Genomic DNA, 26296 nt, shown 5'->3' on the forward strand with positions numbered 1-26296 from the left:
ACCGGATGTGTGCGGTCTATTTGTCCTTCGGTGCGTCGTAGAAGTAGACCTCACCGAGGTTGGTCGCAGTCGCGACCTGCCCGGTGTTCGACACGGCCACACCCGTGGTGAAACCGACCGACCCGGGGATCGCAAACTTCCGCACAGTGGCACCGTCGGCGGAATCTACCTCCATCAATGTCAGTTCGTCCGCGTTGTTCTCGCGCACGACCGTCCAGGCGGTCCCGGAGGTGGTGAGTGCCGACAGCCCCACCGATTGCACATCGGTGCGTTGCCACACTCGTTCGGCCTTGTCGCCCAGATCTCGGTAGGCGCGCACCGGTGCGTTGAGCAGTCCGGTCGGGATGATCAGGCCGTCGGGTGAGACGGTCATCGTCCCGAAACCGTAGTTGTCCACGAAGTAGTCCCATTTGGGCGTGCCGGTGAGGGCGTCGAGAGCGTAAATGCTGCCGAGGCGGTTGAACACGTACAGCGTGCGACCGTCGGCCGACAAGGTGGGCGTCCCGATGACGCCGCCCGGGATCTCCGCTTTCCACGACTCGCGAATCGAGCGGGTGCCGTTCACCTCGGAGTAGTCGTAGCCGCGGACCCCAGATGCGATGACACCCTCGGGCCAGTAGTTCAGATAGAAGCGCTCGCGATCGGAATCGACTGCGGGAGGCGCCTGGACGGGGCAACGAGGACCACCCGAGACGCAGTCGCCGAGGCCGTACAGCGGCTGTGCCGGGTCGGCATCAGGACGCAACGCGATACCCGGCGCGGCAAGTTTGCCGGTCTGCGAGTCGAACAGCAGGATCTGGCCGAGGTGGCTCACCATCAGCACCAGCCCGGGCGCCGCGAACTTTGCCGAGAGCGGCACGCCGACGACGCCGAAACGCCACCGGAAATCACCTGCTCCGTTGAGCCCGTAAAACATGCCGGCGTCACCGATGTAGATGTTCTCGTACTGATCGAACAGCATCGAATTGAGTTCGATGCCCGGTCCGTAGTACTTGCAGAAGTTCTTTCGCCCGGCCCGCTGATCGAAGAGGAATGTGTTGCAGCCCCCGGGTGTGGCGGCCGTGACGCCTACGTTGGATCGACCAGAGATCGTCAGGGGCGAGGAGATCGGCCCACCGACCGGCCGCGACCACGAGAGCTCGAGTTCGCCGGTCTTGGGATACACGAAGTTCGAGTTGTGGGCGTTACCCCCATAGCTGGACCAGCCTGCGCTGGCCACCGAACGCACGTCGTCGACACCGTCAGAGCATGAACTTAGCAGAACGGCCAGCAACATCACCAGGGCCGCGGCGGCTCGTGCGGTGGTCCGGCGCCCCATCGTGCTCCTCTTCGTTTGCTTCGGCAGATCGGGCCTGAGCCTATCGCGAGTGACCCGCAGGATCGGGTATCGGCGTCCATTAGTGTTCGTATCCATGACGAGCATGTGGAACGCACCGCTGCATCGCCGGTGGCGTGCTGGAATGCGGCGGGAACCGGAGCAGGCCCGTTTCCTCACCCGGGAATCGCTGCGGTGGGTGCTGGAACATCGGGCGTACACACCCTGGTATCTGGTGCGGTATGTGCGGCTCCTCCGGTTCAAACTCGCCAACCCACACGTGATCCTGCGCGGGATGGTGTTCCTCGGCAAGAACGTGGAGATCCACGCGACCCCTGAACTGTCCCGGCTCGAGATCGGCCGGTGGGTACACATCGGAGACGGGAACTCGATCAGGTGCCACGAGGGTTCGCTGCGCATCGGCGACAAGGTCGTCTTCGGTGAGAACAACGTCGTCAACACTTACCTGGACATCGAGATCGGCGCGTCGACTTTGGTCGCGGACTGGTGTTACATCTGCGACTTCGACCACCGGATGGACGACATCACCGTTGCCATCAAAGACCAGGGGATCGTCAAGGGGCCCGTGCGGATCGGCCCGGACACCTGGATCGCCGCCAAGGTGTCGGTGCTCCGCAACACCGTGGTCGGCAGGGGTTGTGTGCTCGGATCTCACGCGGTGGTGAAGGGGACGATCCCGGACTACTCCATCGCGGTCGGTGCGCCGGCGCGAGTGGTCAAGAACCGCATGGACGACTGGGCGAGCAACGCTGCCGAGCGAGCAGAACTGGAGCGTGCTCTCGCCGACATCGAACGCAAGAAGGCTGCCGCTCAAGGGGATTGAGGCCGGGGGGATCGAACCGGCGCGCCCGATGGCCTTCAGGTCGACGGATCAGATCGGTTGAGCGGGGTCCCGCTCGGGCAGTGGCCTGTCGACGATGGTCGGCCGCCCCAGTGGGCGCCGTGGGCGCCGCGTGGCCTTCTCGTAGACAGCCGCCGTGCGCGCCGCCACCTGGTCCCAGGCGAATCCCTGTGACACCCGGACGCGCGCGGCGATGGCGCGCTGTTGAGCGGCCACGGGGTCGGCGAGAGCGGCTCGGATCGCAGCCGTGAGGCCACCGACGTCGGCCGGGGTGAAACTGAGCCCGGTGACCCGGTCGGTGACGGCCTCGCCGAGACCGCCGGCGGTCGAGGTGACCAGCGGGGCGCCGGTGGCCGCCGCCTCCAGGGCGACGATCCCGAACGGTTCGTATCTGCTGGGAAGCACCATCACGTCGCAGTCCTTCATCAGTTCGGCCAGTCCCGCCTTGTCGACGGCACCGACGAAACGGACCGCCCGCGACACCTTGTGGTCGCGGGCGACCTCCCGCAGCCACGACAACTGCGTGCCGTCACCGGCGACCGTCAGCACCGCTCCGCGGTGGGTGCGACGAATGCGTGCAAGGGCCGCGATGGCGTCCTGGACACCTTTCTCGTATTCCAGGCGCCCCGCGAACAACAGGCGCGGGGGGCCGTCGTGCGCGACGCGGCGCGCGAATGGCCACGCATCGATGTCGATGCCGTTGTGGATGGTGTGGATCTCGGCCAGTTCGGGGCCGAACAACCGATACACCTCGTCCCGCATCGACGCCGAACAGGTGATCACGGCGTCGGACTCGGCTGCCAGCCACCACTCCACCGAGTGGACCTGCTTGTTCACCCGTCCGCTGACCCATCCGCTGTGCCTGCCCGCTTCGGTGGCGTGGAAGGTACTCACCAACGGCACGTCGAAGTGTTCGGCCAGAGCTATCGCCGGATGAGCGACGAGCCAGTCGTGGGCGTGTACGACGTCGGGCACCCACGTGCCCTCGCCGTCAACGTCTTTCGGATACCCGAGCCCGAGACCGGCGCGGATGAGCGTATGGCCGAGAGCCAGGACCCACGCCATCATGTCCTCACCGAACACAAAATGCGGGGGATCTTCGGCCGCGGCGATCACGCGAACCCCGTCGCACATCGTGTCGGTGCCCGGATGTGTGAGTCCGTCGCTGCCCGTGGGTTGTCGCGACAACACCACCACGTCGTGCCCCGCTCGGGCGAGCTCGGTTGCCAGGTGGTGGACGTGCCTTCCGAGGCCGCCGACCACCACCGGGGGATACTCCCAGGAGACGAGCAGGATCCTCATGTGATCGCGTCGGCCGGCAATCGGCGGGCGTCGAGTCCGGGGAATACGTTGTCGGCGAGATTCCAACGCGCCGCGAGGGTTTCGGCCCACTGTTCGCGACCCCGGTCGGCGGCGTCGCAGATCTCTCTGGCAGCGTGTGCGTGGGTGTACAGGCGCCGGCGCGCATAGTCGGCCGCGGTGTTCTTCGACACCATAAAGGGCCAGTCGGATGACAGCATCATCAGCGTCTCGCGCAGGATCTGATCACTGACCCGGTCACGTCGGCGACCGTGATCGTCCATGCGTTTGTCGACGGTCGCCAGGGCTGCGGCGACGACCTCGGCGTTGATTCGGACCAGATCATGGACCTGCGGCCCGTTCCACACCCGCCAGTCTTTGCCTGAGCCCCAAGAGGTCTCGGGAAGGTCGACCGGATCGCCGACGAAGCCCCCGGCTTTGGCGCTCTGCAGGCTGCCCACACGGACGCCGGCGCGCGGGAGTGCACGCAACACTGCATCGAGCCATTGGGGGCCTTCATGCCACCAATGGCCGAACAGTTCGGTGTCGAAGGCGGCGACAACCAGTGCCGGCCTTCCGATCCGTTCGGTCTCGGCGATCAACCGGGCTCGGACGTTGGTGACGAAGTCGTCGACGTGACGCTGCACAACTGCGTGGGTGCGCTCCGGTTCGTACGGCTTCTTGTCGCCGGCGGCGACGGAGCGGCCGGTCACCCGCGAGGCCTTGAGGCCGAATCGGTGGTCGTAACTGTGGAAGTCGCGGTAGGCGCTGTGCCCGGGATATCCCGAGCGCGGTGACCACACCCGGTACGACACCGGCAGATCCCGGCCGAACGCGATCACATCGCTCCCACTGACCGGGCGTCCGAGTGCCGTATCCCCTTGCAGCGCAGGGCCGTCGACCATGAAGTGCTCGACGCCGGCTTCGTCGTAATCCTCTTCCATGCCGGGCGCGTAAGCGCACTCGGGTGCCCAGATCCCGCGCGGACGTGCGCCGAAGCGTTGGCCCGCATCTGCGAGCCCCTCCCGGAGAGAGAACGCCCGGAGGCGCGGATCGAGCAGAGGGCCGAAGTGATGTGCCAGCGGACCGCCGAGCAACTCGACGGTTCCCGCGTCCACCAGCGACCGGATGAGCGGGGAACCGCCGTGGCGCCAATGGCTTCCGAAGTCATCGAGAGCTTTTGCCGCACTGCGGTATTCGCGGGCACCGAGGTTGTTGATGTCGGAGGGCCGGCCGTCTCGGCTGTCTGCGACCGCGGCCTCACCCGCCCGCAGCTGCCAATCCGCGAGCCATTGATACATCGAATCCAGGCAATGCGGATCATCGAGCTGCGCCGCCAGCACCGGCGTCATCCCGAGACTCAGTTGGTCTGTGTATCCATCTGCTGCCAGTCCCCGCAGGACTGCGAACACACGTTGATAGGAGCCGGCCCACGATTGGTACAGCCACTCCTCGCCGACTGGCCATCGGCCGTGATTGGCGAGCCAGGGGAGATGCGAGTGCAGGACCAGGGCGAACATGCCGGGGACGGCGTCTGCGACCCCGTCGTCGCGAAGACCCGCTTCGGTCACGGCTTCACCGCGACGAACAGCAGGTCGAGGCTGTTGTCGAGATCGGTTCCGGAGATGTCGAAGTCGGCGGTGCTCACCCCCGCCACGTCTGCGGTCAAGTCGCTGGGCCAGGCCTGACCGGACAGCGCCCGGTCGATCTGGGCGTCGATGAACGAGCCACCCCATCGGGTGTCGAGTTCGCGGAGTCCCCGGCCATGACGGACGCCCAATTGCTCGACGACCGAGAAGCCCGCTGCGGAGAGCAGTTCGTGGAGTTCGGCGGGATCGAGTTCCCGGGTGTGGAACGGGTTGAGTGGGGTGTCGCGGCCGGGGGAGAAGGTGATCCGGTTCGGCGTGGACATGAGCAACTCACCACCAGGGCGGAGCACCCTCAGGCACTCGGCCACGAACGCGGGCTGATCCCACAGGTGTTCGATCACCTGGAAGTTGACGACGCAGTCGATCGAGGCGTCGGCAAGGGGTAGGTCGATCAGGTTCGCCTGGTGGATGGTGAGGTGCGGGTAGCGCGCCCGTGTGTGCTCGACGGCGGACTGGTCGTAGTCGACGCACGTCACCGATCGGGCGACAGCGGAGAGCAGGTCGGCGCCATAACCCTCGCCTGATCCGGCTTCCAGGACATCGCGTCCGTGACAACGGTCGGCGATGTACTCATAGGCGACCTCGTGGCGGCGGAACCAGTAGTTCTCCTCGGGAATTCCGGGAACTGTCCGCTCCCCGGTGAGCGATAAACCCTGTTCGGGGGCTGTTGCGCCGTCCTCGGCGCCGATCGGGGCAGGCGATCCGACGGCGTTGTTGGATCCATGCGTGGGGCTGACCATCCAGCAGAGCCTAGTGGGCCGTGTGTGGAGCCGGAGGCGGACCTCGCGGTGACCCTCGCGATGCGGGGTTCGGCAAGGCAGTGTGACCGACTTCATTCCCCTGCAATCGGGTGTTCGACCTGCCGGAAGTGCGCGCTAAGGTGGTAAAGAAACAGGAGTACTTACCGACGGGTAAGTTGTCCAGAACCCTACGCAGGAGGTCGACGAAGACCCATGACAAACATTGTCGTTCTGATCAAGCAGGTCCCTGACACCTACTCCGAGCGCAAGCTCAGCGACGGTGATTACACCCTCGATCGCGAAGCCGCGGACGCCGTACTCGACGAGATCAACGAGAAGGCCGTCGAAGAGGCTCTGAAGATCAAAGAAGCGGACGGCGGTGAAGTCACCGTGCTGACGGTCGGACCGGATCGCGCGACCGACGCCATCCGTAAGGCACTGTCGATGGGGGCCGACAAGGCCATCCACGTCAAGGACGACCAGATGCACGGCAGCGACGCCATCCAGACCGCATGGGTCATCGCCCGTGCGCTGGGCACCGTCGAGGGCGTCGAACTCGTCATCGCAGGCAACGAGGCCACCGACGGTCGCGTCGGCGCGGTGCCGGCCATCATCGCCGAGTACCTCGAGCTCCCGCACCTCACCCACATGCGCAAGCTCACCATCGAGGGCGACAAGATCACCGGCGAGCGTGAGACGGACGAGGGCATCTTCCATCTCGAGTCCACCCTGCCTGCCATCGTCAGCGTCGGAGAGAAGATCAACGAGCCTCGCTTCCCGTCCTTCAAGGGCATCATGGCGGCGAAAAAGAAAGAGGTTCAGGTTCTTTCGCTTGCCGACATCGGCGTCGAAGCCGAAGAGGTCGGACTGGCGAATGCCGGATCGACGGTCACCAGCGCGACCCCCAAGCCGCCGAAGAGCGCGGGCGAAAAGGTCGTCGATGAGGGTGACGGCGGCACGAAGGTCGCCGAGTTCCTGGTCGGTCAGAAGATCATCTGATCCCCGCCGAACACATCCCCCGACATCGACCACACCGCAAGGAGTTAACAAATGGCTGAAGTACTCGTCCTCGCCGAGTTGGACGCGGAAGGTGCCCTGAAGAAGGTCACCTCCGAACTCATCACCGCTGCCCGCGCACTGGGCACCCCGTCTGTTGTCGTCGCGGCCAAGCCCGGAACAACCGACGCCATCGCCGACGAGCTCAAGGAGTTCGGCGCCGAGAAGATCTACGTCGCCGAGTCCGACGACGTCGACGGCTACCTGATCACGCCGAAGGTCGACATCCTCGGCACCTTGGTGGAGCAGGTCTCCCCGGCCGGTGTCCTCGTCACCGCCAACTTCGACGGCAAAGAGATCGCCGGCCGCCTTGCCGCACGGCTCGGTTCAGGCGTTCACGCCGACGTGGTCGAGGTCAAAGAAGGCGGAGTGGGCGTCTACTCCATCTTCGGCGGCGCCTTCTCCGCCGAGGCACAGGCCGGCGGCGACGTCCCGGTGTACTCGGTGCGTCCCGGCGCCGTCGAGGCAGCCCCCCAGGCCGGCGCAGGCGAGCGCGTCGACGTCGAGGTGCCCGAGGTTCCCGAGAACGCGGTCAAGATCACCAAGGTCGAGCCGAACGTCGGCGGTGACCGTCCGGAACTGACCGAGGCCACCATCGTGGTGTCCGGTGGACGCGGCGTCGGCAGTGCCGAGAAGTTCTCTGTCGTCGAGGAACTCGCCGATTCGCTCGGTGCCGCTGTCGGTGCCTCGCGTGCGGCTGTCGACTCCGGTTACTACCCCGGCCAGTTCCAGGTCGGCCAGACCGGTAAGACCGTGTCGCCGCAACTGTATGTCGCTCTGGGTATCTCAGGCGCCATCCAGCACCGTGCGGGTATGCAGACCTCCAAGACCATCGTGGCGGTCAACAAGGACGAAGAGGCTCCCATCTTCGAGATCGCCGACTACGGCATCGTCGGTGACCTCTTCAACGTGGCACCGCAGCTCACCGAAGCGGTCAAGAAGCGCAAGTAACACCGCTCGCAGCTGAACCACAGATGACCCCCTGGCACCCTGCCGGGGGGTCATCTGCTGTTCATGCACGTTGCACCGACACGACACGCCGCCGATTCCGACCGGTCCGACGCGCTCGGTACACCTGTGCCCATGAGGCCACCCGCAGTCATCAGCACGACCGCACTCGTCTCCGGGCGTGACTACAGCCTGTATCTGAGTACCGACCCTTCCGACATCGACGTCATTGCACGTCTGCGTTATCAGGTCTTCGCGAACGAGCCGGGTTTCGGCGGCGCGATGGCCGGAGTCACCGACGGACGTGATTGCGACCCGTTCGACGAGTTCTGTGACCACCTCATGGTGCGCCACAACATGACCGGCGCCGTGGTCGGCTGTTATCGCCTCCTGCCGTCGCCGGGTGCCATCGCCGCCAGAGGCCCTTACACGGCTACGGAATTCGACGTCCACGAATTGGATTCGATTGCGCCGCAAACGGTCGAGATGGGCCGGGCGTGTGTTGCCCTCGAACACCGGTCCGGATCGGTCCTGGCTCTCATGTGGGCGGGCATCTTGAGGTATCTGGATCTCAGTGGCTACCGGTACCTGATGGGTGCGACCTCGGTGCCGATCTGCAAGGACAGCGACCGCGACCGGCCCGGCGCACAGGTCCGCGGTATCAGGGACTTCGTGCGCGACCGGCACCGAGGTCCGTGGGAGGTGTACCCGCACAGGCCGGTGGTGCTCAACGGCCTGCGGCTCGACGACATCGCACCGCCCGAGCGTCTGGTATTCCCACCCCTGCTCAGTGGATATCTGAGGATGGGGGCCTGGGTGTGCGGAGAACCGGCCTACGACCCCGATTTCGGGGTGGCCGACTTCTTCACGGTGATCGATCGCGAACGCGCGAACACCAGGTACCTTGACCGACTCCGCCAGGCTGCCGAGCGGGTACCCGGATGACAGACGACCCGATGGTGACGAACGCGCCCGCTCGGCACAGCTGGTTTCCGGCGAGTGCCTGTGACAGCAGTTGCCTGTCCACCTCGAGCTGCGCAGCGGGGCGGGTACGCAGGAGCTGGCGCGTCATCGCACTGCTGACCACCGTGGCGGTCGCGGTCACCCTCGGGGTCCTGGTGCCTCTGCTGCCACGGTCGGCGCGTGCTGGGTACGTGCGGTGGATGGCTGTCCTGTTGCTGGCTTCGATCGGCATCCGGGTACGCGTCCGGCACAGCGGATTGGCTGCGGGAGATCCACGGGCCGCAGGCGCAGGCCTCATCGTCGCCAACCACATCTCGTTCCTGGACATCCTCGCGATCGCCACCGTCTGCCCTGCCCGCTTCGTGGCCAAGGCAGAACTGACCCGATGGCCGGTGATCGGAACGCTCACCCGTCGCCTGGGTGTGATCCCGATCCGCCGCGAGTCGTTGCGCGACCTCCCATCCGTCATCTCGGACGCCGTCGACGGACTCCGAGCGGGGGACAACGTCGGGTTGTTCCCCGAGGGGACGACGCGATGCGGTCGCGGCGGTGGTCGTTTCCGCCCCGCGATCTTCCAGGCCGCGGTCGAAACGGGGGTTCCGGTCCAGCCTCTGGTGGTGAGTTTTCACACACCGGACGGCGCGATCAGCCCGGTCGCGGCCTTCATCGGAACCGACAACATCGCCGACACGATGGGTCGGGTCCTGCGGGCCAAAGGTCTGACCGTGCACGTCCGCCTCTGCGAACCCCAATGGCCGGGATCGGACCGACGTGAGCTCGCCGACCGCTGCGAGCGGATCGTGTTCGGAGAACCTTCGTTGATCGGTCTCTCGTCGGACATCCCCGCCGCGATGGTGAGCTGACCACCGGACGGTCCCGGTGCCGGGGCGCCGTCCAGACGCCGGTGGAATAGAACCTGCTCTGCGAGCGGTTATCCTGGATTGGTTATGTATTCCTCCGACCGGGCCCCGATCTACCTCGATCACGCAGCGGCAACCTCGATGGTGCCTGCAGCAGTCGTGGCGATGAGTCAGATCCTGGGCACTGCGGGCAACGCTTCGTCGCTGCACGCGTCAGGGCGGCGCGCCCGTCGGCACCTGGAGGAATCGAGGGAATCCATCGCGGCCTCGCTGGGTGCGCGACCGTCTGAGGTGGTCTTCACCGGGGGCGGAACCGAAAGCGACAATCTCGCGGTCAAAGGCATCTTCTGGGCGCGGAACAAGTCGGGTTCGCCGGCCGCCGGCCGTCGCCGCATCATTGCGTCATCCATCGAGCACCACGCCGTTCTCGACCCGGTGCTCTGGCTTGCCGACACCGAGGGAGCCGAGGTCACCTGGCTGCCCGTCGATCATCAGGGGCTTGTCGACCCCGCAGATCTGCGGGCCGCGCTCACCGCGCATGCAGAGGACACCGCACTGGTCAGCGTGATGTGGGCGAACAACGAGGTCGGCACCATCGAGCCGATCGCGGAGCTTGCCGCGATCTGCCGAGAGTACGGCGTTCCCATGCATTCCGATGCTGTGCAGGCGGCCGGACACCTTCCGCTCGACTTCGCCGCCAGCGGCCTCTCGGCGATGAGCATCGCCGGACACAAGTTCGGTGGGCCCCACGGGATCGGCGCGCTGTTGCTGGGCCGCGATGTGGACTGCGTGCCGCTGCTCCACGGTGGTGGGCACGAACGGGACGTTCGCTCGGGTACCCCCGACGTCGCGGCTGCGGTGGGAATGGCTGTAGCACTTGAACATTCGGTGCGAGAGCTGTCGGTCACCGTCCCGGCAGTGACGAACCTGCGTGACCAATTGTTCGCGGTGCTGACCGAGAACACCGACGACTGTGTGGTCAACGGACCCACCGGCCCCGCACGGCTGCCGGGCAACGTGCACGTGTCGTTTCCGGGCTGCGAAGGTGACTCGCTGTTGATGTTGCTCGACGCCAACGGCATCGAATGCTCCACCGGCTCGGCGTGTACCGCAGGCGTGGCCCAGGCGTCTCATGTGCTGACCGCGATGGGCGTATCCACTGCGCGGGCCCGCAGTTCGCTGCGGTTCTCACTGGCGCCCTCGACAACTAGCGATGACATCGACGCCGTAGGCGCCGTCATCGGTGAAGTGGTCTCCCGCGCCCGCGCCGCCGGGATGGCCACGGCAATGGCAGGAGAGCGCTGATGCGAGTACTCGCAGCAATGAGTGGTGGTGTCGACTCGGCGGTGGCTGCCGCACGGGCGGTGGCCGCCGGACACGACGTGGTCGGGGTACACCTGGCCCTGTCCACTGCGCCCGGCGCACTGCGGACCGGATCCCGAGGTTGCTGCTCGCGCGAGGACGCGTCTGATGCCCGGCGGGCCGCGGATGTTCTCGGAATCCCTTTCTACGTCTGGGATTTCGCCGATCGCTTCAAAGATGACGTCATCGACGAGTTCGTTGCGGCGTACGCGGCCGGGCAGACCCCCAATCCCTGCCTGACATGCAACGAGAAGATCAAGTTCTCGGCTCTGGCCGAACGCGCCATCGCCCTGGGCTTCGACGCGGTTGCCACCGGCCACTACGCACGGCTCGAAGGCGGCCGGTTGCGTCGGGCGGTCGACCACGACAAAGACCAGTCGTACGTGCTCGCCGTGCTGACGCCGGAGCAGCTGTCGCGGGCGATGTTCCCCGTGGGCGACACACCCAAGGACCAGATCCGGGAAGAGGCCGCCGCTCGCGGCTTGTCCGTTGCCAACAAGCCCGATTCCCATGACATCTGCTTCATCCCCACCGGTGACACCCGGGCGTTCCTGGGTGCCACGATCGGTGTCCGGCCCGGCAAGGTCGTCGACGCCGACTCCGGTGCCGAACTGGCCCAGCACGAAGGCGTCCACGGGTTCACCATCGGACAGCGCAAGGGGCTCGGTATCGATGCACCGGCTGTCGACGGCAAACCGCGGTACGTGACCGAGATCGATCCCGACTCCGGAACCGTGACGGTGGGTTCCTCCGAGCATCTCCAGGTGTGGACGATCACCGCCCGCAAGGCCATCTGGACGTCCGGACACGCTCCCACCGAACCGTTCGAGTGCATGGTCCAGGTCCGGGCACACGGCGGATTGGCGCCGGCCGTGGCCGAGGCCATCGAGCTTGAGCCTTCAGACGGTGTCGACGGACAGGGCCCGGGTATCCGCATCACCCTGCGCAGCCCTCTCACCGGGGTGGCCCGCGGGCAGGCGGCGGTGCTGTACCAGCCGGATTCGGTGTCGGGTGACCTGGTCATCGGCAGCGGACGAATCGCGGTCACCGGTTCGGTCCCGTCGGATCTCGTCAGCAGCGCCACCACGTGACCGTCCTGCCGGCCGGCACCGGAACCGGTGTCGGATCGATGCCGGGTACCGATCCGATCGAATCCGCGGGCATCAGCCTGGGCGAGTGCGAGCTGGCGTTTCTTCCCGAACTGCCGCAGCGCGGGCTCGGGGCCGACATGATCGGGCGGTCGGCTGCCCTGCTGGTGGACATGCCGATGGACACCGTGGCCTCCGGCTACCGACTGTCGGCACGCAAATCCGGGTTGACCCGCCGCGCGCGTGACTTTCTGAACGCCGACCTCGACGCCTTCGAAGAGGCCTGGGAGCGTGCCGGGATGGCTGCGACCGACCGCTTCGTCAAGCTGCAGGCGTGCGGCCCGTTCACATTGGCCGCGTCGGTGGAACTGCGCAACGGTCACAAGATCCTGCACGATGTCGGGGCGTGGTCGGATCTCGTGGATTCGATGGCCGAGGGCCTGCGAGTACATGCCGACGAGGTCCGTCGCCGCACCGGAGCTCAGGTGATCGTCCAGATCGACGAACCGATGATCGGGCGGGTGATCGAGGGCTCGGTGGAGCCGCTCACCCGTTTCGACATCATCAGGCCCGTACCCGTCGCTGTGCTCGCCGAGAAGTACGACGGCTTCATCGACGTCGTCGGCAGGCCGGTGGTGATGCACGACTGCTCGGCGAACCTTTCGTGGGAGCTGTTGGAGCGCACCAGATTCGCTGCGGTCAGTGTGGATCTCGCCCAGATCCGCACGGCGGACCTCGACGGTATCGGGCAGCTGCTCGACGAGGGTCGGGACGTCATCCTTGGCGCCGTGCCGACGGCTGCCCCCGCAACCGAACTCGCCGCAGAACAGGTGGCCGCGTCGTGCGCCGCTCTGACCGACCGAATCGGGCTGTCCCGGAAGGTCCTGGCGGAGCAGGTGGTGATCAGTCCCGCGTGCGGTCTGGCCGGTGCCGATGCCGCCTGGGCGAAGACGGCGCTCTCGCTGTGCACCACAGCGGCGGCCGGCTTGCTCGCCGACCCGACCGCGGTATAGCGACCCGGCCCGGTCGATCGGGAACATTCATCGTCTGCGCAGCCTCTGATGAGGTATGGACAACTTCGCCTGCCGCGCACGGATATGCGCGAAACCGACGCGGGTTCGAACCGCGATGCAGGGCGGCACTTTCATCTGGCCGCTCCCGTGCCATGGCCGTGACGATGCGAGGCCCCAGCCCGCAGAGGACGGTGATGAGTTCGGCCCCGGCGCAGCAACCGAGCGATGACGTCAGGTCAGTTCGTCGGGGCGCTCGCCGGCGTCGAGCCGGGCGATCAGCTTCTTGGTCGCGACAGAGCGGTAGCTGGCATCGAGTAGTTCGGCCACCTCCGTCCAGTCCGGCCGTGCCGACAGGTCGATCCCCATCCATCCGTACGGTCCCACGTACGCCGGATAGAAGAATCGCGAGTCTTGTTCCAGTGCAACGCGTTCAGTCTGTTCGACCTTGAACAGCAGCGATTGCTCGAACTGGGGTCCACCTTTGACCCCGCCGCCGTACATGCCGAACATCTTCGCGCCGCGGAACGTTGGGCGACCGTGTGCGATCTTCTCCGTCGCATCCGGGAACGCGAGGGCGATGGTGCGCAGTCGAATCAGGACCGGGTCGTCCTCGGAGTACATGATCGGGTGGGGCATGGCGACAGTCTAGAACCGGTGTCTGTTCGGGTGCCGGTGAAATGTTAGGTTGACCGGGCGTTGGTTTCCGTCGGTCAGTGACCGGCGGATCGTAAGAGGGAATCCGGTGAAGATCCGGAACTGCCCCGCAGCGGTGAGTGGAAACGAACGCGGTCACCAGCACTGGGTGTATGCCTGGGAAGCGACCGCCGGTAGGAGGCACCGACTATTCGGTGCCATGTCCACGAGTCCGAAGACCTGCCAACGCGACCGCGCCGCCGGCGTGGTCGCCCGTCGACTCCGAGGGACACGGTTGACGCGGTGATGGTGTGCTCGCGCGCGCCTTCATTCGCTGACGCATGCGTACGGGTCGGCCGGCATCCGGTACAGCGGAAAGTGCGGCGATGCGCCCTCATTCGGTGACTGCGTTGGTGGTCGGGTTGTGTCTCGCGCTGGTCGCTGTGTCGGTGGTGGCACTCATGTTCGGTACCGTTCACGTTCCCTGGCGCGACACCACCTCGTTCCTCTGGGCCGAGTTGGTCGGAGGCGCAATATCCGCGGACGACGTGCCCAATTACCGGATAGTGATCGATTCCAGAATGCCGCGACTGATCGTGGCAATGTTCGTCGGCGCCGGACTCAGTGCTGTGGGTCTGCTCGTACAGGCGATGGTGCGCAACGCATTGGCAGACCCGTATGTCCTCGGGATCTCGTCGGGGGCATCCGTGGGCGCGACCGCAGTTGTCCTGTTCGGCACTTTCGGTGCGCTGGGTATCTACGCGCTGAGTACCGCAGCGTTCCTGGGCGCCCTCGGTGCCACCGCCCTCGTCTATCTGATGGCGAGATCGGCAGCCGGATTGGTGCCTTTGCGGCTCGTGTTGACGGGAACCGCGCTCGGATACGGTTTCTCGGCGGTCACCACCGTGCTGATCTTCATGGCACCGCAAGGTGACGGTGCGCGCAGCGTGATGTTCTGGCTCCTGGGGAGCCTGTCGGGCGTCAGTTGGGGCATGGTTCCACTGGTGGTGGTCGTCGCCGCGGTGGGAATGGTGTCCATCGCCCTGTGCGCGCGACGCCTGAACGCGTTGTCGATGGGCGACGAGGTCAGTGCCGCACTGGGACTGAACGCATCGCGGTTCAGGATCCTCCTGTTCGTCATCGCGGCCGCGATGACGGGTTGTTTCGTGTCCGTGTGTGGCGCGGTCGGATTCGTCGGTCTGGTCGTCCCACACGTGGCGCGACTGCTCGTCGGCGCCGATCACCGGCGACTCATCATCGTGACGCCCTTGCTCGGCGCCGTCTTCCTCGTTTCTGCCGACCTGTTGTCGCGCACGGTGGTACCTCCACAGGAACTGCCACTGGGGGCGATCACCGCGGCAGTCGGGGTACCGGTGTTCGTGTTCTTGATGAAACGCCGTGATGCATGGATGGTGCAGATCTGATGCGCGTGCAGTTCGATCACGTAGACGTCGAGATCGGCGGCCGTCTGGTGGTGGGCGACATGAACCTGACCGTCGAGGCGGGTCAGTTCGTCGGGATCGTCGGGCCCAACGGCAGCGGCAAATCCACGACGCTGCGCTGTCTGTATCGGGCGTTGAAGCCGTCCGACGGTCGTATCATGGTGGGTGAGCGCGACATTCGTGCCATCAGCATGCGCGAGAATGCCCGTCAAGTGGCCGCGTTGACCCAGGACAACACCTTGCATTTCGACTTCACAGCGCGCGAGGTGGTCGCCACCGGGCGATTGCCACACAGCGGGATCGTCGCCCGCGACCGTGCCGCCGAAGACGAGGCCATCGGGGAGGCGATGGACAAGGCCGATGCCGGGGATCTGCGCTCGCGATTGTTCTCGTCTCTGTCCGGCGGCGAGAAGCAGCGCGTACTGATCGCCCGTGCTCTGGCCCAGGAACCACAGGTGCTCGTGCTCGACGAACCGACCAATCATCTCGACGTGCAACATCAACACGGCGTGCTCGGTGCGGCAAAAGCGTTGGGCATCACGGTGATAGCGGCATTGCACGATCTCAATCTGGCCGCGCAGTACTGCGACCGTGTCCTCGTGCTCGTCGACGGCGCGGTGGTGTGTGCCGGGACCCCTCACGAGGTCTTCACCGAAACCGTGATCAACCGGTGGTTCTCGATCGGCTGCCACATCGTCGCCCATCCCCGCCTCGGCGTTCCCCAGATCATCTTCGACGGTCTCAACAGGGCCGTCTCCGACGGGCACTTCAGGGCCGTCTCCGACGGGCACAAACCAGTGCCGAATTGCACACCCCACGCCCTTCACCACGAGGAGAGCTGAATGTACCGAAATCGCTGTGCCCTTGCGATGATCGTGATGGCGGTGGCAGTCAGCGCGTGCGGCGCCGACGTGGAGCAGAAGGCCCCTTCCGGCGGGCCCACGGTGACGGTGACGAATTGCGGTGCGCCACTGACGGTATCGGGGACGCCGACTCGTGTGGTGACCAATGACACCGGCATCACCGAGATGATGTTCTCGCTCGGACTGGCCGACCGGCTCGTCGGGTACACCACGTATCCCGGCAAAGAACGGGACGTGCAGACCTCGCCCTGGAAGGCGGATTTCGAATCGACCCCCGAACTGGGCAAGGCATTCACCCGGGAGATCGTGCAGGCCGCCGACCCCGATTTCGTCTTCGCCGGGTGGAACTACGGCTTCCGGGAGTCGACCGGCCTGACACCGGACTGGATCAAACAGATCGGCGCCGTCCCGTACCAACTCACCGAGGCATGTCGTCAGCCCGGAACAACGCGCCGGGGGATCATGTCGCCGTTCGATGCGCTCTATGCCGATCTGGAGAACCTCGGCGACATCTTCGGGGTCCGCGAGCGTGCGGACAACCTGGTGGAGGAGTACCGGAACCTGGTGCGCGGGGTGAACGAGGCTGTACCGCGAGACCGTGACCCGGCCAGGGTCTTCCTCTTCGACAGTGCCGCCCCCGAACCCTTCACCTCGGGCAGAACCGCTGCGCCCCAACAGATCATCACCGAGGCCGGTGGCCGCAACATCTTCGATGACCTGAACGACTCGTGGACCACCACCTCGTGGGAGGCCGCCGCCCAGCGTGATCCCGAGGTCATCATCATCGTCGACTACGGGGCGGGGCCGGCCGACTCCGTCGCCGCGAAGATCCGTCAGCTCGAATCGCACCCGTTGATGTCGGGCTCGACCGCAGTTCGAGGGGGACACATCATGGCGCTGCCCTACGCGGCCCTGGTGGAGGGCCCCAGGAACCCGCAAGCTGTGGTCACGGTCGGGGACTACCTGCGATCCATCGGCCGCTAGAGACCCGCGGGGGCTCCACCGCCCAAGTCCCTACCGATGGATCGAACCCCGCGAGTCCGGTTTCGGTGTCAGCCCTCTGGACTATCTTCGAGGGGTGGCCAACAGTGCAGACATCAGTGAGCAGACGCCCGCGGAGCCGACTCCTTCTGCGGCCAGAGAGCAGTGGTCGCAGCTGGCCGAGGAGGTGCGTGACCACCAGTTCCGCTACTACGTGAAAGACGCTCCCGTCATCACCGACGGTGAGTTCGACACGTTGTTGCGCCGCCTGCAGGCCCTCGAAGACCAGTACCCGGAGTTGGCTGTCGCCGATTCGCCCACCAAGTTGGTCGGCGGCGGTTTCGCAACCGAGTTCAAGGCCGTCGACCATCTCGAGCGAATGATGTCGCTGGACAATGTGTTCGACGCCGAGGAGATGCGCAGCTGGGTGTCGCGGGTGGAGGCTGACGCCGGTTCGGGCTTGGAATATCTGTGTGAGCTGAAGATCGACGGCGTCGCCCTGGCGCTGGTCTACGAAAAAGGTGTCCTCGTGCGCGGTACCACCCGCGGCGACGGACGTACCGGTGAGGACGTCACGCTCAACGCCAAGACCATCAACGACGTACCGCACCGGCTCACCCCGTCCGACGACTACCCGATACCCGACCTGCTCGAGGTACGCGGCGAGGTGTTCTTCCGAGTCGAGGATTTCGAGGCGCTCAACGCGTCTCTCGTGGAGGCGGGCAAGGCGCCGTTCGCCAACCCACGCAACTCTGCGGCCGGGTCCCTCCGTCAGAAGAACCCCCAGATCACCGCCAGACGACGACTGGGCATGATCTGTCACGGGCTCGGCCGGATCGACGGAACGCCGCCCAAGACTCTTCATGACGCCTATCTGGCGCTGGGTGCCTGGGGACTGCCGGTCTCCGAGCACACCACCAAACTCACGGGCGCCGACGCCATCCTGGAGAAGATCGCCTACTGGGGTGAACACCGCCACGACGTCGAACACGAGATCGACGGGATCGTCGTCAAGGTGGACGACATCTCGCTCCAACGTCGGCTGGGCTCCACCTCGCGCGCGCCGCGCTGGGCCATCGCGTACAAATACGCCCCCGAAGAGGCGACCACGAAACTGCTCGACATCTTGGTCAATGTCGGACGCACCGGACGGGTCACTCCTTTCGCATCGATGAAGCCTGTTCTGGTGGCGGGCTCGACGGTCGGCATGGCAACGCTCCACAACGCGTCCGAGGTCAAGCGCAAGGGCGTTCTGATCGGCGATACCGTCACCATCCGGAAGGCCGGCGACGTCATCCCCGAAGTACTCGGCCCTGTAGTCGACCTGCGAGACGGCACCGAACGTGAATTCGTGATGCCCACGCACTGTCCCGAATGCGGCACCGAATTGGCGCCGCAGAAGGAGGGCGACGCCGACATCCGCTGTCCCAACAGCAGATCGTGTCCGGCCCAGCTGAGAGAGCGGCTGTTCCATATCGCCGGTCGCGGATCATTCGACATCGAGGCTCTCGGATACGAGGCTGCCACCGCGCTTCTGAGCTCCGGGGTGCTCGACAACGAGGGTGATCTGTTCAGCCTGACCGAGGACGATCTCCGCAAGACCACTTTATTCACCACCAAATCGGGAGATCTCTCCGCGAACGGGAAGCGGTTGCTCGCGAACCTTTCTGCGGCCAAGAAGGTACCGCTCTGGCGGGTATTGGTCGGGTTGTCGATCCGGCACGTCGGCCCGAGTGCCGCGCGCGCATTGGCCACCGAGTTCGGCAGCTTGGAGGCCATCGAATCGGCAACAGCCGAACAGCTCGCCAGCGTGGAGGGTATGGGTAACACGTTGGCGCAGAGTGTCGCTGATTGGTTCACGGTCGATTGGCATCGTGAGATCGTCCGCAAATGGCGTGAGGCCGGTGTGCAGCTGGAGGACGAGCGCGACGCTTCCATCCCGCGCACGCTCGAAGGCCTGAGCATCGTGGTCACCGGCTCGCTGCAGGACTTCTCCCGCGACGGCGCCAAAGAGGCCATCCTGGTGCGCGGGGGCAAGGCGTCAGGGTCGGTGTCGAAGAAGACAGCTTATGTTGTCGTCGGGGATTCGCCCGGTACCAAGGCGGACAAGGCAGAACAGCTCGGCGTACCCATTCTCGACGAAGACGGGTTCAAAAAGCTTCTGGCAGAAGGGCCTCCGCCGGCACAGGCCGACGAATCACCTGCCGACGTGAACGAAGGTGACGCGCCGTAGGACTGATGACGCGGCCGACCAGGTCAGGGTTGTCTGAGCACCGTCGTCACGATCTTCGCGAGGTAGCCGATCCGGGCAATTTCGGACGGACGGAAGTCCGGGCCACCCGGTCGACCGAGGAGTAACGCCTTGCCCGGTGACCCGATGGGCGCTGCGGCCAGCCGAGTGTCCATGTCGCGCCAGGACTGCGGCACCCATGGCGATTCCGGATCCAGTTCGGCCTCGTGGTCGATCGGCAGCCAACTCGCATCGGTGAGTTGGGTTTCCGGGGCGCCAGAGCTCCCGAAGAGCTGGATCGCCCCGTTGGCGCCTGAGGTGATGATGGTGGCCCACGCAACCCGCAGAACCCGGGGTGCCGCCTCGACCAGGACCTGTAGCCGATCGCGGCCGGCGGCCGCGATCTCGTTGACCAACTCGAGTTCCCGGTGGGTCTCGAGGATGCCGGTGTACGGGCGGATCGAATCCACTCGCACGCCATCAACCTTCTCTGCGGCAGTGATCAGGGTGTCGGGCAGCGAGCTGCGCGGAACCTCGACGACGATGTCATCGACTGCGTACCCTTCGCCGCGTTCGACAACGTCGAGCGACAGGATGTCGGCACCGATCGAACCCAGGGAAACGGCCAGGAGGCCCAAGGATCCGGGCCGGTCCTGGAGGTAGACGCGCAGCAGATAGGACACGGTCGACATTGTCCCACCGCTACGTCGGCCCTGCCGTGTGGCGCGCCCTCAGTGGCCGGTGCTCAGTGGCCTGGCGATCAGGCCGGAGGAGTGGTTCCGGGGAGCGCTTCGACGCCCACTGCCGTGCCGTACGCGCACACCTCGATACCGGTTCCACCGAACTCGGTGGTCTCGAACCGGAACGCCACCACGGCGTTCGCGCCGCGTTGCTGCGCCTCGGTCGCCAAGCGCTGCAGTGCTTCCTGACGGCAATCGTGGAGTAGTTGTGTGACTCCCTTGAGTTCACCACCCGCCATCGCCTTGAAGCCGGCACCGAGGTTCGATCCGATGTTGCGTGACCGGACGGTCAGCCCGAAGCACTCGCCGAAGGTGTAGGTGATCCGGTAGCCGGGGATGTCATTTGTTGTGACGATGATCATGAACGAGACGATACGTCGGCGACCCATCATCCGCCCGCCGGATATTCGCCTGATCACGAGGCGGGCCCAGAGTTCGGGGCGGTTGCCGGTCGGGCTCGATAATGACCGGATGGCAATCGATGATTCGCGTGATCATTCCGACGTGACCACGTCCGTGGCACGCCGGATCGAGCCTGATCGAGAACACGACTTCATCGCCTGGACCGACGCCGGAATCGCACTGGCCCGGACATTCCCAGGCTTCCTCGGCGGAGGGTGGTTGCGCTCATCGAAGGTGCCCGGCGAGTACTACGTCATGTACCGGTTCGAGAACCATGCACAGGTCGACGATTGGGTGTCGTCGCCGGTGCGCAAGGCCTGGCTCTCGCGTGGGGAGGGGATCGCGGTGGAGTACGCCACCCATCGCCTGTCCGGCATCGAAGGGTGGTTCGAGCCACAGTCCACGTTGACGCAGGCAGTACGCGTGATGGGCGCTCCGCCACCACGCTGGAAGCAGGCGATCACCATCTGGGTCGGCTTCTTTCCTCTCAGTCTGGCGATCAACATCGGCATCATCGCCCACCTGGGGGACACGCCGCTGGTGGTGAAGACGTTGATCGCCACATTGGTGAGCACACCGCTGATGGTGTACCTGCTGCTGCCGTGGATCACCGCGCGACTCAAACGCTGGTTGTAGGGCTCGCGGCACCTGAGGCGATCGGGGGACCGGCGCCGACTAGTCTGGACCGGGGTTCGGGCCGACATCATCGTGGGCCGCCCTCGAACAGAAAGGGTGCATCTCTCGTGTCTGCCATCTCGCGTGATGAGGTTGCGCATCTCGCCCGGCTGTCGCGGCTGGCGCTGACCGACGACGAACTCGACCACTACGCCGGTCAGCTCGATTCGATTCTGTCCCACGTCGCCAACATCTCGGAAGTCGCCGCGGCCGACATCCCCGGCACCGCACATCCGGCAGACATCGCCAACGTCTTACGGCCCGACACCATCGTGCCCAGTCTCACCACCGAGGAAGCCCTCTCGGGTGCACCTTCGGTCGAGCAGGGACGGTTCGCAGTGCCGCAGATCCTCGGAGAAGAACAGTGACCGCACCCACCCGCCAGTCCGGCGAGATCACCGGCTTGTCCGCCGCCCAATTGGCGGAGAAGATCCATGCCGGTGACCTGTCTGCCGTGGAGGTCACCAGCGCGCACCTCGACCGGATCGCCGAGGTGGACGGTGAGCTGAACGCCTTCCTGCACGTCAATTCCGACGAAGCACTGCAGGCGGCCGCGGCCGTCGACAAGTCCATTGCTGCGGGCGAGTCCCCGGCATCGCCGCTTGCCGGTGTTCCTCTGGCCCTCAAGGACGTGTTCACAACCACCGACGCGCCCACCACCTGTGGTTCGAAGATCCTCGAGGGCTGGGTACCTCCGTACGATGCCACCGTCACCTCACGGCTGCGTGCTGCGGGCATCCCGATCCTCGGCAAGACCAACATGGACGAGTTCGCGATGGGATCGTCCACCGAGAACTCGGCATACGGCGTCACCCGAAACCCTTGGGACACAACAAAGATCCCCGGCGGGTCGGGTGGCGGCAGCGCGGCGGCCCTGGCCTCGTTCCAGGCGCCGCTAGCCATCGGCACCGACACCGGCGGTTCTGTGCGTCAGCCAGCCTCGGTCACCGGGACCGTGGGCGTGAAACCGACATACGGCACCGTCTCGCGGTACGGGCTGGTGGCATGTGCCTCGTCGCTCGATCAGGGCGGACCGTGCGCGCGCACCGTGCTGGACACCGCGCTCCTGCACCAGGTGATCGCCGGGCACGACCCACGGGATTCGACCTCGATCGACCAACCGGTCGGTGACATGGTTGCCGCCGCGAAAGCCGGCGCTTCGCAGGACCTTTCAGGTGTCAAGGTCGGTATCGTCGCCGAATTGCAGGGTGACGGTTACCAGGCGGGCGTGCTGTCCTCGTTCAACGCGGCCGTGGAGGCATTGCGTGAGCGTGGCGCCGAAGTGGTCGAGGTGTCGTGCCCGCACTTCACCTATGCACTTGGTGCCTACTATCTGATCCTGCCGTCCGAGGTGTCCAGCAACCTCGCACGGTTTGATGCGATGCGATATGGACTGCGGGTCGGCGACGACGGCAGCCACAGCGCCGAACAGGTGATGGCAATGACCCGTGCGGCCGGCTTCGGTCCAGAGGTCAAGCGCCGCATCATGATCGGAACCTACGCATTGTCGTCTGGCTACTACGACGCGTACTACGGTCAGGCACAGAAGGTTCGCACGCTCATCGCCCGCGACTTCGCCAAGGCGTACGAGACCGTGGACGTCCTGGTGTCGCCGACCACTCCGACAACGGCGTTTGCGATCGGCGAGAAGGTCGACGACCCGCTGGCCATGTATCTCTTCGACCTCTGCACCCTCCCGGTGAACTTGGCCGGGAACTGCGCGATGTCGGTGCCGTCGGGGTTGTCCGAGGACGATGGACTGCCCGTGGGACTGCAGATCATGGCTCCGTCGATGGCCGACGAGAGGCTGTATCGCGTCGGCGCCGCCTACGAGGCGGCCCGGGGCCCGATCGTCTGACCCGATTTTGGTGGGTTCGGGCGAGGATTTCCCCAGGTGGGCCTCGCCCTTACCCACCATTTTCGGGGCAGAGCGGGAAGACGTGACCCTGCTCGGTCCCGTACTGATGACCGTGACCGGCAGGGAACGACAGTGCCCCGATCAGGTCCGCGCTGGCCTGGACGAACCCGGCCACCGGTAGCCACGGTGGTGTCGGCAAATCGTGGGTGATGCCGGACGCCAGCGCCGGCGGTTGCCAGATCAACCGCGGGGACCAGCGCACCACGGGATCCGATCCGTTCGCCAACACGGTGGTCGACGGCGCCGACAGTGTCGCTGTGCCCGCCGGGGCGCCCGCGAGCACTGTGTGACACAACACGCCGGACCGGTTGTCCTGTGCCCATTGCCGTGCCGCGTCGGCGCCGACCGCGCCCAGACTCTGGCCGTAGAGGTAGATGTGCGGGCGGCTGGGCAAGGCCGACCGGTTGACGGCATCGATGAGCGCGGCCGTGACCGCGATAGCGCTGTCGCGGGCCGGTGCGGAACTCGACAGAAAAGCCTGCCAAGACGGAATGTCGCTGTACTGCAGGGCAATAACTCCCACATCTCCGGCCATTCGCGACTCGATCCCGACCAGAGCGTCCGGGTCCACCCACCCCGATCCGGTGGGTACTGCGACCACCACCGCACTGCGGTGCATCCCACCCGCTGCCTGCCATCGTTTCACCAGATTCTGCGCGCGGTCGGTGACGTCGCGGGTGTCGAGTTCCCCGTAGACCCGTAGCGATGTGGATTGTTCGCCGACAGCGATGAACTTGTGCGCCACAGACTCGCCTGACCCCGCAGCACCGGCAGGCGACGGGGCGACCGACAGCGCGATGGCGGCAGCGAGCACCGCGCCGATCATGCGGATACGGGAGGGCAGGGCAACACCCACGGCCACCAACCCGGAGGGCGCGGCGGCCACGGCCACCCATCCGAGGTCGAGGGTCTCTGTGCCCAGAGCCCAGCGCAACTCGAGTTGCCACCAGATCATCTGTACGAACATCGCAACGATGACCAGGCCCCCGGCGACGGCAGTGGCCTTCCTCGCGCGCGCGGCCGGCCACGGGACGAAGCGGGACGCCAGCATGCCGATGAGGGCGCCGATGCCGGCGAAGGCCGCGAGCAGTACGCCCTGGATCAGTGCTTCGCGGGGCAGCGAGCCGGGGGCCAAAGCGATTGCCGCGCCTGCTGTGGTGCCGGCCGTCACCAACGGGTGTGGCCACGTGCGTGCCTTCATGCCAGACCCACCAGGGATGCGAGCGACTCGCCACCGCGGACGAAGGTGGATGCAACGATCGCCGGAAAAGACTCCCGCGCGACCGGGGCGCCCGAGTGCTGACGCCAGGTGTTGAAGCTCAACCCCACCCGGGCGAGATCGGCGGCCCAGTCGCATGCGGGATCGTCGCAGACCTCATGCATACGCTCGGCGAGCATGGTGTCGAGTGCCACCCGAGCCCAACCGGCCAGCGGAACGCCGTTCTTGTCGGCGAGGCGCAACAGGTCGTATCCGAAATCGTGTGTCTTGCAAAGCGGTTCGAACCGGTCGGGCAACGGGATGGGCGATGAGCAGGCGCCTGCGGGATCGATCGGCATGCCATCGACCACCTCGGGCCGATAACCCATCGCTGCCTCGAATTCCACGGGCAGTACTGCGATCGCATCGGCGGGCCTCGGCCCTGTCAATGCCGCAATCGCCGCGCCGGCCGGGGTACGGATGTCAGCGGCCTCGGCGGGCGACATCCCCGTTGCGGATGTAGTTGCGGCGGCGGTTGCGGGCCACAGCCCCAAGGCCACCACGAAGCAGATCACCAAGCTGGACAGAAAGATTCGGTTGTGTACGGCTCGCATGAATTGAACGTAGAAATGGAGAGCACCCGTGCACATCGGTCGTCGGACGCGTTGTCCGGTGGCTACTACGAGGTGCACGCAGGGTGCGCGTGCTACCTGCGGGTCGGTGCAGATCTCAGTCTCAGGTATGGGGTCGGACGAGGAATGGGTGGCTACTGTCAAACAAATGAAACTGTTGACTGCTGCCGCCGACTATGTGGTCGACGAGGCCAAGAAGCTGCCGATCACCGCAGACCCGGTGGTCATCGGATTCTTGAGTCGCAAGGTCAACATCTTCTTCACGCTCGTTGCGCTCATCATGTACGCCATTGCGTGGCCGACGCTGGCGGTCACACACGATGTGCAGCCAGCGCTGATGCCTGTCGTCGCGGCGTTCGCCGCCCTCCCGATCATGCTGGGTTGGGCGAATCCCACACTGGGCTGGGCGATCTCGGTGGTGTCCTCACAGGTCATCGGGCTGACCATCGATCGGCTCGACACCTGGAACTACTCCATTCAGGTGGTGCACTTCATCGAACTGGTGGTGCTCACGGTTCTCGCCTATCTCAAGGCGCCGCTACGCCTTCTGCCGGTGATCTGGCTGGTGTCGGCACTGGTGATGTTCTCGGTTGCACCGAGCGAGGCCGAGGTCGGCTGGGTGATCGGACTGGCGGTCGCCGGCATCATGTGCGTGCTGATCCGCATCATCGTGCGATCCCGTGCCCAACTCGCCCAGCAGACCAAACTGAAGGACACCGAGAAGTCAAAGAATGCGGTGCTCTCGGAACGGACCCGCATCGCCCGCGACCTCCACGACGTTGTGGCTCACCGGATGTCGGTGGTGGTGGTGCAATCACAGACCGCGAAATACCGGATCGAAGGTGTCGGCGACGCGGCTGCGGCCGAGTTCGATGCCATCGCCAACGTCGCACGCGAAGCCCTCGACGAGGTACGCACCATGCTCGGTGTGCTTCGTCTCGAAGATGATTCGGCCGCCGATGCTCTTGCACGCAACCCGAACCCGGGGCTGGCGCAGATCGACGGACTGATCTCCGCGACGAGGGGCGCGGGGATCGACGTCACGTATTACCCGGCCGTCGGCGCGGACGAGGTGGGTGACGCGTGCGCGTTGGTGGCGTACCGGATCGTGCAGGAATCGTTGGCGAACGCCACCCGTTACGCGGCGGGGTCGCAGGTGCGCGTCGATGTGACGGTCAAGGGAACCGAACTCGCGGTGACCATTGCCAACACCGCTCCGACGGAACAACCCATCGGGCTCGATTCCGAAGGGGGACTGGGCATTCCGGGAATGATCGAGAGGGCCAAAGCCGTCGGTGGTGTGCTGTCCGCAGCGCCGCAACCCGACGGTGGGTTTGTCGTGCAGGCACGCCTGCCGATTCGGGCGCCGGGTGTGGTCGATGATTCGGGACAGTCGGGTCTGCAGGCCGGGATGGTGGAAAAGTAGG

General features: G+C 65.7%; 24 protein-coding genes, 1 pseudogene and 1 riboswitch. Of the genes and pseudogenes, 16 read left to right on the forward strand and 9 right to left on the reverse strand.

The features are described from left to right. Positions 1–16: 16 nt before the first annotated feature. On the reverse strand, positions 17–1318 hold the full coding sequence (locus tag ACVWY6_RS04910) for a PQQ-binding-like beta-propeller repeat protein (protein ID WP_457536454.1): 1302 nt from the start codon (positions 1316–1318) through the stop codon (positions 17–19). 94 nt (positions 1319–1412) lie between these two features. Between ACVWY6_RS04910 and ACVWY6_RS04915 the strand changes: the two genes are divergently transcribed. Then, positions 1413–2159 carry an acyltransferase gene (locus ACVWY6_RS04915; RefSeq protein WP_457536456.1) on the forward strand — a complete coding sequence of 249 codons (747 nt, stop codon included), beginning with the start codon at positions 1413–1415 and terminating at the stop codon, positions 2157–2159. Between the two features lie 48 nt (positions 2160–2207). Here ACVWY6_RS04915 and ACVWY6_RS04920 read toward each other — a convergent pair whose 3' ends face one another. From ACVWY6_RS04920 to ACVWY6_RS04930, 3 genes are read right to left on the reverse strand one after another with little or no spacing between them, the layout of a single operon-like run. Then, positions 2208–3479, reverse strand: a complete 1272-nt coding sequence (locus ACVWY6_RS04920; RefSeq protein ID WP_457536458.1) for a glycosyltransferase family 4 protein — start codon at positions 3477–3479, stop codon at positions 2208–2210. Then, positions 3476–4996, reverse strand: coding sequence for a 1,4-alpha-glucan branching protein domain-containing protein (locus ACVWY6_RS04925; RefSeq protein ID WP_457536898.1), 1521 nt, complete (start codon positions 4994–4996; stop codon positions 3476–3478). Before ACVWY6_RS04925 ends, ACVWY6_RS04920 begins: the two co-directional genes overlap by 4 nt. Before the next feature lie 47 nt (positions 4997–5043). Continuing rightward, on the reverse strand, positions 5044–5865 hold the full coding sequence (locus ACVWY6_RS04930; protein ID WP_457536459.1) for a class I SAM-dependent methyltransferase: 822 nt from the start codon (positions 5863–5865) through the stop codon (positions 5044–5046). A gap of 213 nt (positions 5866–6078) precedes the next feature. Between ACVWY6_RS04930 and ACVWY6_RS04935 the strand changes: the two genes are divergently transcribed. From ACVWY6_RS04935 to ACVWY6_RS04965, 7 genes are all read left to right on the forward strand, one after another. Then, the gene (locus ACVWY6_RS04935; protein WP_023963866.1) at positions 6079–6864 is read left to right on the forward strand and encodes an electron transfer flavoprotein subunit beta/FixA family protein; all 786 of its coding nucleotides are present in this window, start codon (positions 6079–6081) and stop codon (positions 6862–6864) included. Between the two features lie 51 nt (positions 6865–6915). Further along, a complete protein-coding gene (locus ACVWY6_RS04940) occupies positions 6916–7872 on the forward strand; it encodes an electron transfer flavoprotein subunit alpha/FixB family protein (protein WP_062801131.1) in 957 nt (318 codons plus the stop codon). A gap of 132 nt (positions 7873–8004) precedes the next feature. Further along, positions 8005–8814, forward strand: a complete 810-nt coding sequence (locus ACVWY6_RS04945; RefSeq protein WP_457536461.1) for a GNAT family N-acetyltransferase — start codon at positions 8005–8007, stop codon at positions 8812–8814. Continuing rightward, a complete protein-coding gene (locus ACVWY6_RS04950) occupies positions 8811–9695 on the forward strand; it encodes a lysophospholipid acyltransferase family protein (RefSeq protein ID WP_457536463.1) in 885 nt (294 codons plus the stop codon). Before ACVWY6_RS04945 ends, ACVWY6_RS04950 begins: the two co-directional genes overlap by 4 nt. A gap of 84 nt (positions 9696–9779) precedes the next feature. Continuing rightward, entirely contained in the window at positions 9780–10997 is a 1218-nt protein-coding gene (locus tag ACVWY6_RS04955) for a cysteine desulfurase family protein (protein ID WP_457536465.1), read from the forward strand. After that, entirely contained in the window at positions 10997–12145 is a 1149-nt protein-coding gene (gene mnmA, locus ACVWY6_RS04960; RefSeq protein ID WP_457536467.1) for a tRNA 2-thiouridine(34) synthase MnmA, read from the forward strand. The genes ACVWY6_RS04955 and mnmA overlap by 1 nt, the downstream gene beginning before the upstream one ends. Continuing rightward, a complete protein-coding gene (locus ACVWY6_RS04965) occupies positions 12142–13155 on the forward strand; it encodes a uroporphyrinogen decarboxylase/cobalamine-independent methonine synthase family protein (RefSeq protein WP_317714248.1) in 1014 nt (337 codons plus the stop codon). Before mnmA ends, ACVWY6_RS04965 begins: the two co-directional genes overlap by 4 nt. 231 nt (positions 13156–13386) lie before the next feature. On the opposite strand, the gene ACVWY6_RS04970 is transcribed toward ACVWY6_RS04965, so the two are convergent. Then, positions 13387–13791, reverse strand: coding sequence for an MmcQ/YjbR family DNA-binding protein (locus tag ACVWY6_RS04970; protein ID WP_116914895.1), 405 nt, complete (start codon positions 13789–13791; stop codon positions 13387–13389). Positions 13792–13835: 44 nt separating this feature from the next. Continuing rightward, positions 13836–14050: riboswitch (cobalamin riboswitch) on the forward strand. Positions 14051–14174: 124 nt separating this feature from the next. Here ACVWY6_RS04970 and ACVWY6_RS04975 point away from each other — a divergent pair. The 4 genes and pseudogenes from ACVWY6_RS04975 (at position 14175) to ligA (ending at position 19307) form a co-directional block, all read left to right on the forward strand. After that, complete coding sequence (locus ACVWY6_RS04975) at positions 14175–15212, forward strand: FecCD family ABC transporter permease (protein ID WP_457536470.1); 1038 nt, start codon at positions 14175–14177, stop codon at positions 15210–15212. After that, a pseudogene (locus ACVWY6_RS04980) lies at positions 15212–15967 on the forward strand (ABC transporter ATP-binding protein); the annotation flags it as partial. The gene ACVWY6_RS04975 and the pseudogene ACVWY6_RS04980, both read left to right, overlap by 1 nt. 105 nt (positions 15968–16072) lie before the next feature. Further along, positions 16073–17077 (forward strand): ABC transporter substrate-binding protein, encoded by a 1005-nt coding sequence (locus tag ACVWY6_RS04985; protein WP_457536472.1) that lies wholly within the window; start codon positions 16073–16075, stop codon positions 17075–17077. A 94-nt stretch (positions 17078–17171) separates the two neighbouring features. Further along, positions 17172–19307 (forward strand): NAD-dependent DNA ligase LigA, encoded by a 2136-nt coding sequence (ligA, locus tag ACVWY6_RS04990; protein ID WP_457536473.1) that lies wholly within the window; start codon positions 17172–17174, stop codon positions 19305–19307. A gap of 23 nt (positions 19308–19330) precedes the next feature. Here the strand turns inward: ligA and ACVWY6_RS04995 are convergent, their stop codons facing one another. Beyond that, positions 19331–19996 (reverse strand): ACT domain-containing protein, encoded by a 666-nt coding sequence (locus ACVWY6_RS04995; RefSeq protein ID WP_023963844.1) that lies wholly within the window; start codon positions 19994–19996, stop codon positions 19331–19333. A 68-nt stretch (positions 19997–20064) separates the two neighbouring features. Beyond that, positions 20065–20406 (reverse strand): YbjQ family protein, encoded by a 342-nt coding sequence (locus ACVWY6_RS05000; RefSeq protein ID WP_030172081.1) that lies wholly within the window; start codon positions 20404–20406, stop codon positions 20065–20067. Between the two features lie 109 nt (positions 20407–20515). Here ACVWY6_RS05000 and ACVWY6_RS05005 point away from each other — a divergent pair, with 109 nt between their 5' ends. The 3 genes from ACVWY6_RS05005 (at position 20516) to gatA (ending at position 22979) form a co-directional block, all read left to right on the forward strand. Then, positions 20516–21082: an antibiotic biosynthesis monooxygenase gene (locus tag ACVWY6_RS05005; protein ID WP_457536476.1), complete on the forward strand. Its 567-nt coding sequence runs from the start codon at positions 20516–20518 to the stop codon at positions 21080–21082. A gap of 107 nt (positions 21083–21189) precedes the next feature. Then, on the forward strand, positions 21190–21489 hold the full coding sequence (gatC, locus tag ACVWY6_RS05010; protein ID WP_023963838.1) for an Asp-tRNA(Asn)/Glu-tRNA(Gln) amidotransferase subunit GatC: 300 nt from the start codon (positions 21190–21192) through the stop codon (positions 21487–21489). Next, positions 21486–22979, forward strand: a complete 1494-nt coding sequence (gene gatA / locus ACVWY6_RS05015) for an Asp-tRNA(Asn)/Glu-tRNA(Gln) amidotransferase subunit GatA (protein WP_457536478.1) — start codon at positions 21486–21488, stop codon at positions 22977–22979. The genes gatC and gatA overlap by 4 nt, the downstream gene beginning before the upstream one ends. Positions 22980–23028: 49 nt before the next feature. Here the strand turns inward: gatA and ACVWY6_RS05020 are convergent, their stop codons facing one another. Next, positions 23029–24240, reverse strand: coding sequence for an alpha/beta-hydrolase family protein (locus ACVWY6_RS05020; RefSeq protein ID WP_457536480.1), 1212 nt, complete (start codon positions 24238–24240; stop codon positions 23029–23031). Next, complete coding sequence (locus ACVWY6_RS05025) at positions 24237–24851, reverse strand: hypothetical protein (protein ID WP_457536482.1); 615 nt, start codon at positions 24849–24851, stop codon at positions 24237–24239. Before ACVWY6_RS05025 ends, ACVWY6_RS05020 begins: the two co-directional genes overlap by 4 nt. A 166-nt stretch (positions 24852–25017) precedes the next feature. On the opposite strand from ACVWY6_RS05025, the gene ACVWY6_RS05030 reads away from it, so the two are divergent. After that, a complete protein-coding gene (locus ACVWY6_RS05030; RefSeq protein WP_457536484.1) occupies positions 25018–26295 on the forward strand; it encodes a sensor histidine kinase in 1278 nt (425 codons plus the stop codon). Position 26296 lies beyond the last annotated feature (1 nt).

The sequence above is a fragment of the Williamsia sp. R60 genome, assembly GCF_054063855.1.

Coding starts and splice junctions, on each gene's coding strand:
- ACVWY6_RS04910 (WP_457536454.1), bottom strand. CDS start 1,318: ATGGGGCGCCGGACCACCGCACGAGCCGCCGCGGCCCTGGTGATGTTG.
- ACVWY6_RS04915 (WP_457536456.1), top strand. CDS start 1,413: ATGACGAGCATGTGGAACGCACCGCTGCATCGCCGGTGGCGTGCTGGA.
- ACVWY6_RS04920 (WP_457536458.1), bottom strand. CDS start 3,479: ATGAGGATCCTGCTCGTCTCCTGGGAGTATCCCCCGGTGGTGGTCGGC.
- ACVWY6_RS04925 (WP_457536898.1), bottom strand. CDS start 4,996: ATGTTCGCCCTGGTCCTGCACTCGCATCTCCCCTGGCTCGCCAATCAC.
- ACVWY6_RS04930 (WP_457536459.1), bottom strand. CDS start 5,865: ATGGTCAGCCCCACGCATGGATCCAACAACGCCGTCGGATCGCCTGCC.
- ACVWY6_RS04935 (WP_023963866.1), top strand. CDS start 6,079: ATGACAAACATTGTCGTTCTGATCAAGCAGGTCCCTGACACCTACTCC.
- ACVWY6_RS04940 (WP_062801131.1), top strand. CDS start 6,916: ATGGCTGAAGTACTCGTCCTCGCCGAGTTGGACGCGGAAGGTGCCCTG.
- ACVWY6_RS04945 (WP_457536461.1), top strand. CDS start 8,005: ATGAGGCCACCCGCAGTCATCAGCACGACCGCACTCGTCTCCGGGCGT.
- ACVWY6_RS04950 (WP_457536463.1), top strand. CDS start 8,811: ATGACAGACGACCCGATGGTGACGAACGCGCCCGCTCGGCACAGCTGG.
- ACVWY6_RS04955 (WP_457536465.1), top strand. CDS start 9,780: ATGTATTCCTCCGACCGGGCCCCGATCTACCTCGATCACGCAGCGGCA.
- mnmA (WP_457536467.1), top strand. CDS start 10,997: ATGCGAGTACTCGCAGCAATGAGTGGTGGTGTCGACTCGGCGGTGGCT.
- ACVWY6_RS04970 (WP_116914895.1), bottom strand. CDS start 13,791: ATGCCCCACCCGATCATGTACTCCGAGGACGACCCGGTCCTGATTCGA.
- ACVWY6_RS04975 (WP_457536470.1), top strand. CDS start 14,175: ATGCGCCCTCATTCGGTGACTGCGTTGGTGGTCGGGTTGTGTCTCGCG.
- ACVWY6_RS04985 (WP_457536472.1), top strand. CDS start 16,073: ATGTACCGAAATCGCTGTGCCCTTGCGATGATCGTGATGGCGGTGGCA.
- ACVWY6_RS04995 (WP_023963844.1), bottom strand. CDS start 19,996: ATGTCGACCGTGTCCTATCTGCTGCGCGTCTACCTCCAGGACCGGCCC.
- ACVWY6_RS05000 (WP_030172081.1), bottom strand. CDS start 20,406: ATGATCATCGTCACAACAAATGACATCCCCGGCTACCGGATCACCTAC.
- ACVWY6_RS05005 (WP_457536476.1), top strand. CDS start 20,516: ATGGCAATCGATGATTCGCGTGATCATTCCGACGTGACCACGTCCGTG.
- ACVWY6_RS05020 (WP_457536480.1), bottom strand. CDS start 24,240: ATGAAGGCACGCACGTGGCCACACCCGTTGGTGACGGCCGGCACCACA.
- ACVWY6_RS05025 (WP_457536482.1), bottom strand. CDS start 24,851: ATGCGAGCCGTACACAACCGAATCTTTCTGTCCAGCTTGGTGATCTGC.
- ACVWY6_RS05030 (WP_457536484.1), top strand. CDS start 25,018: ATGAAACTGTTGACTGCTGCCGCCGACTATGTGGTCGACGAGGCCAAG.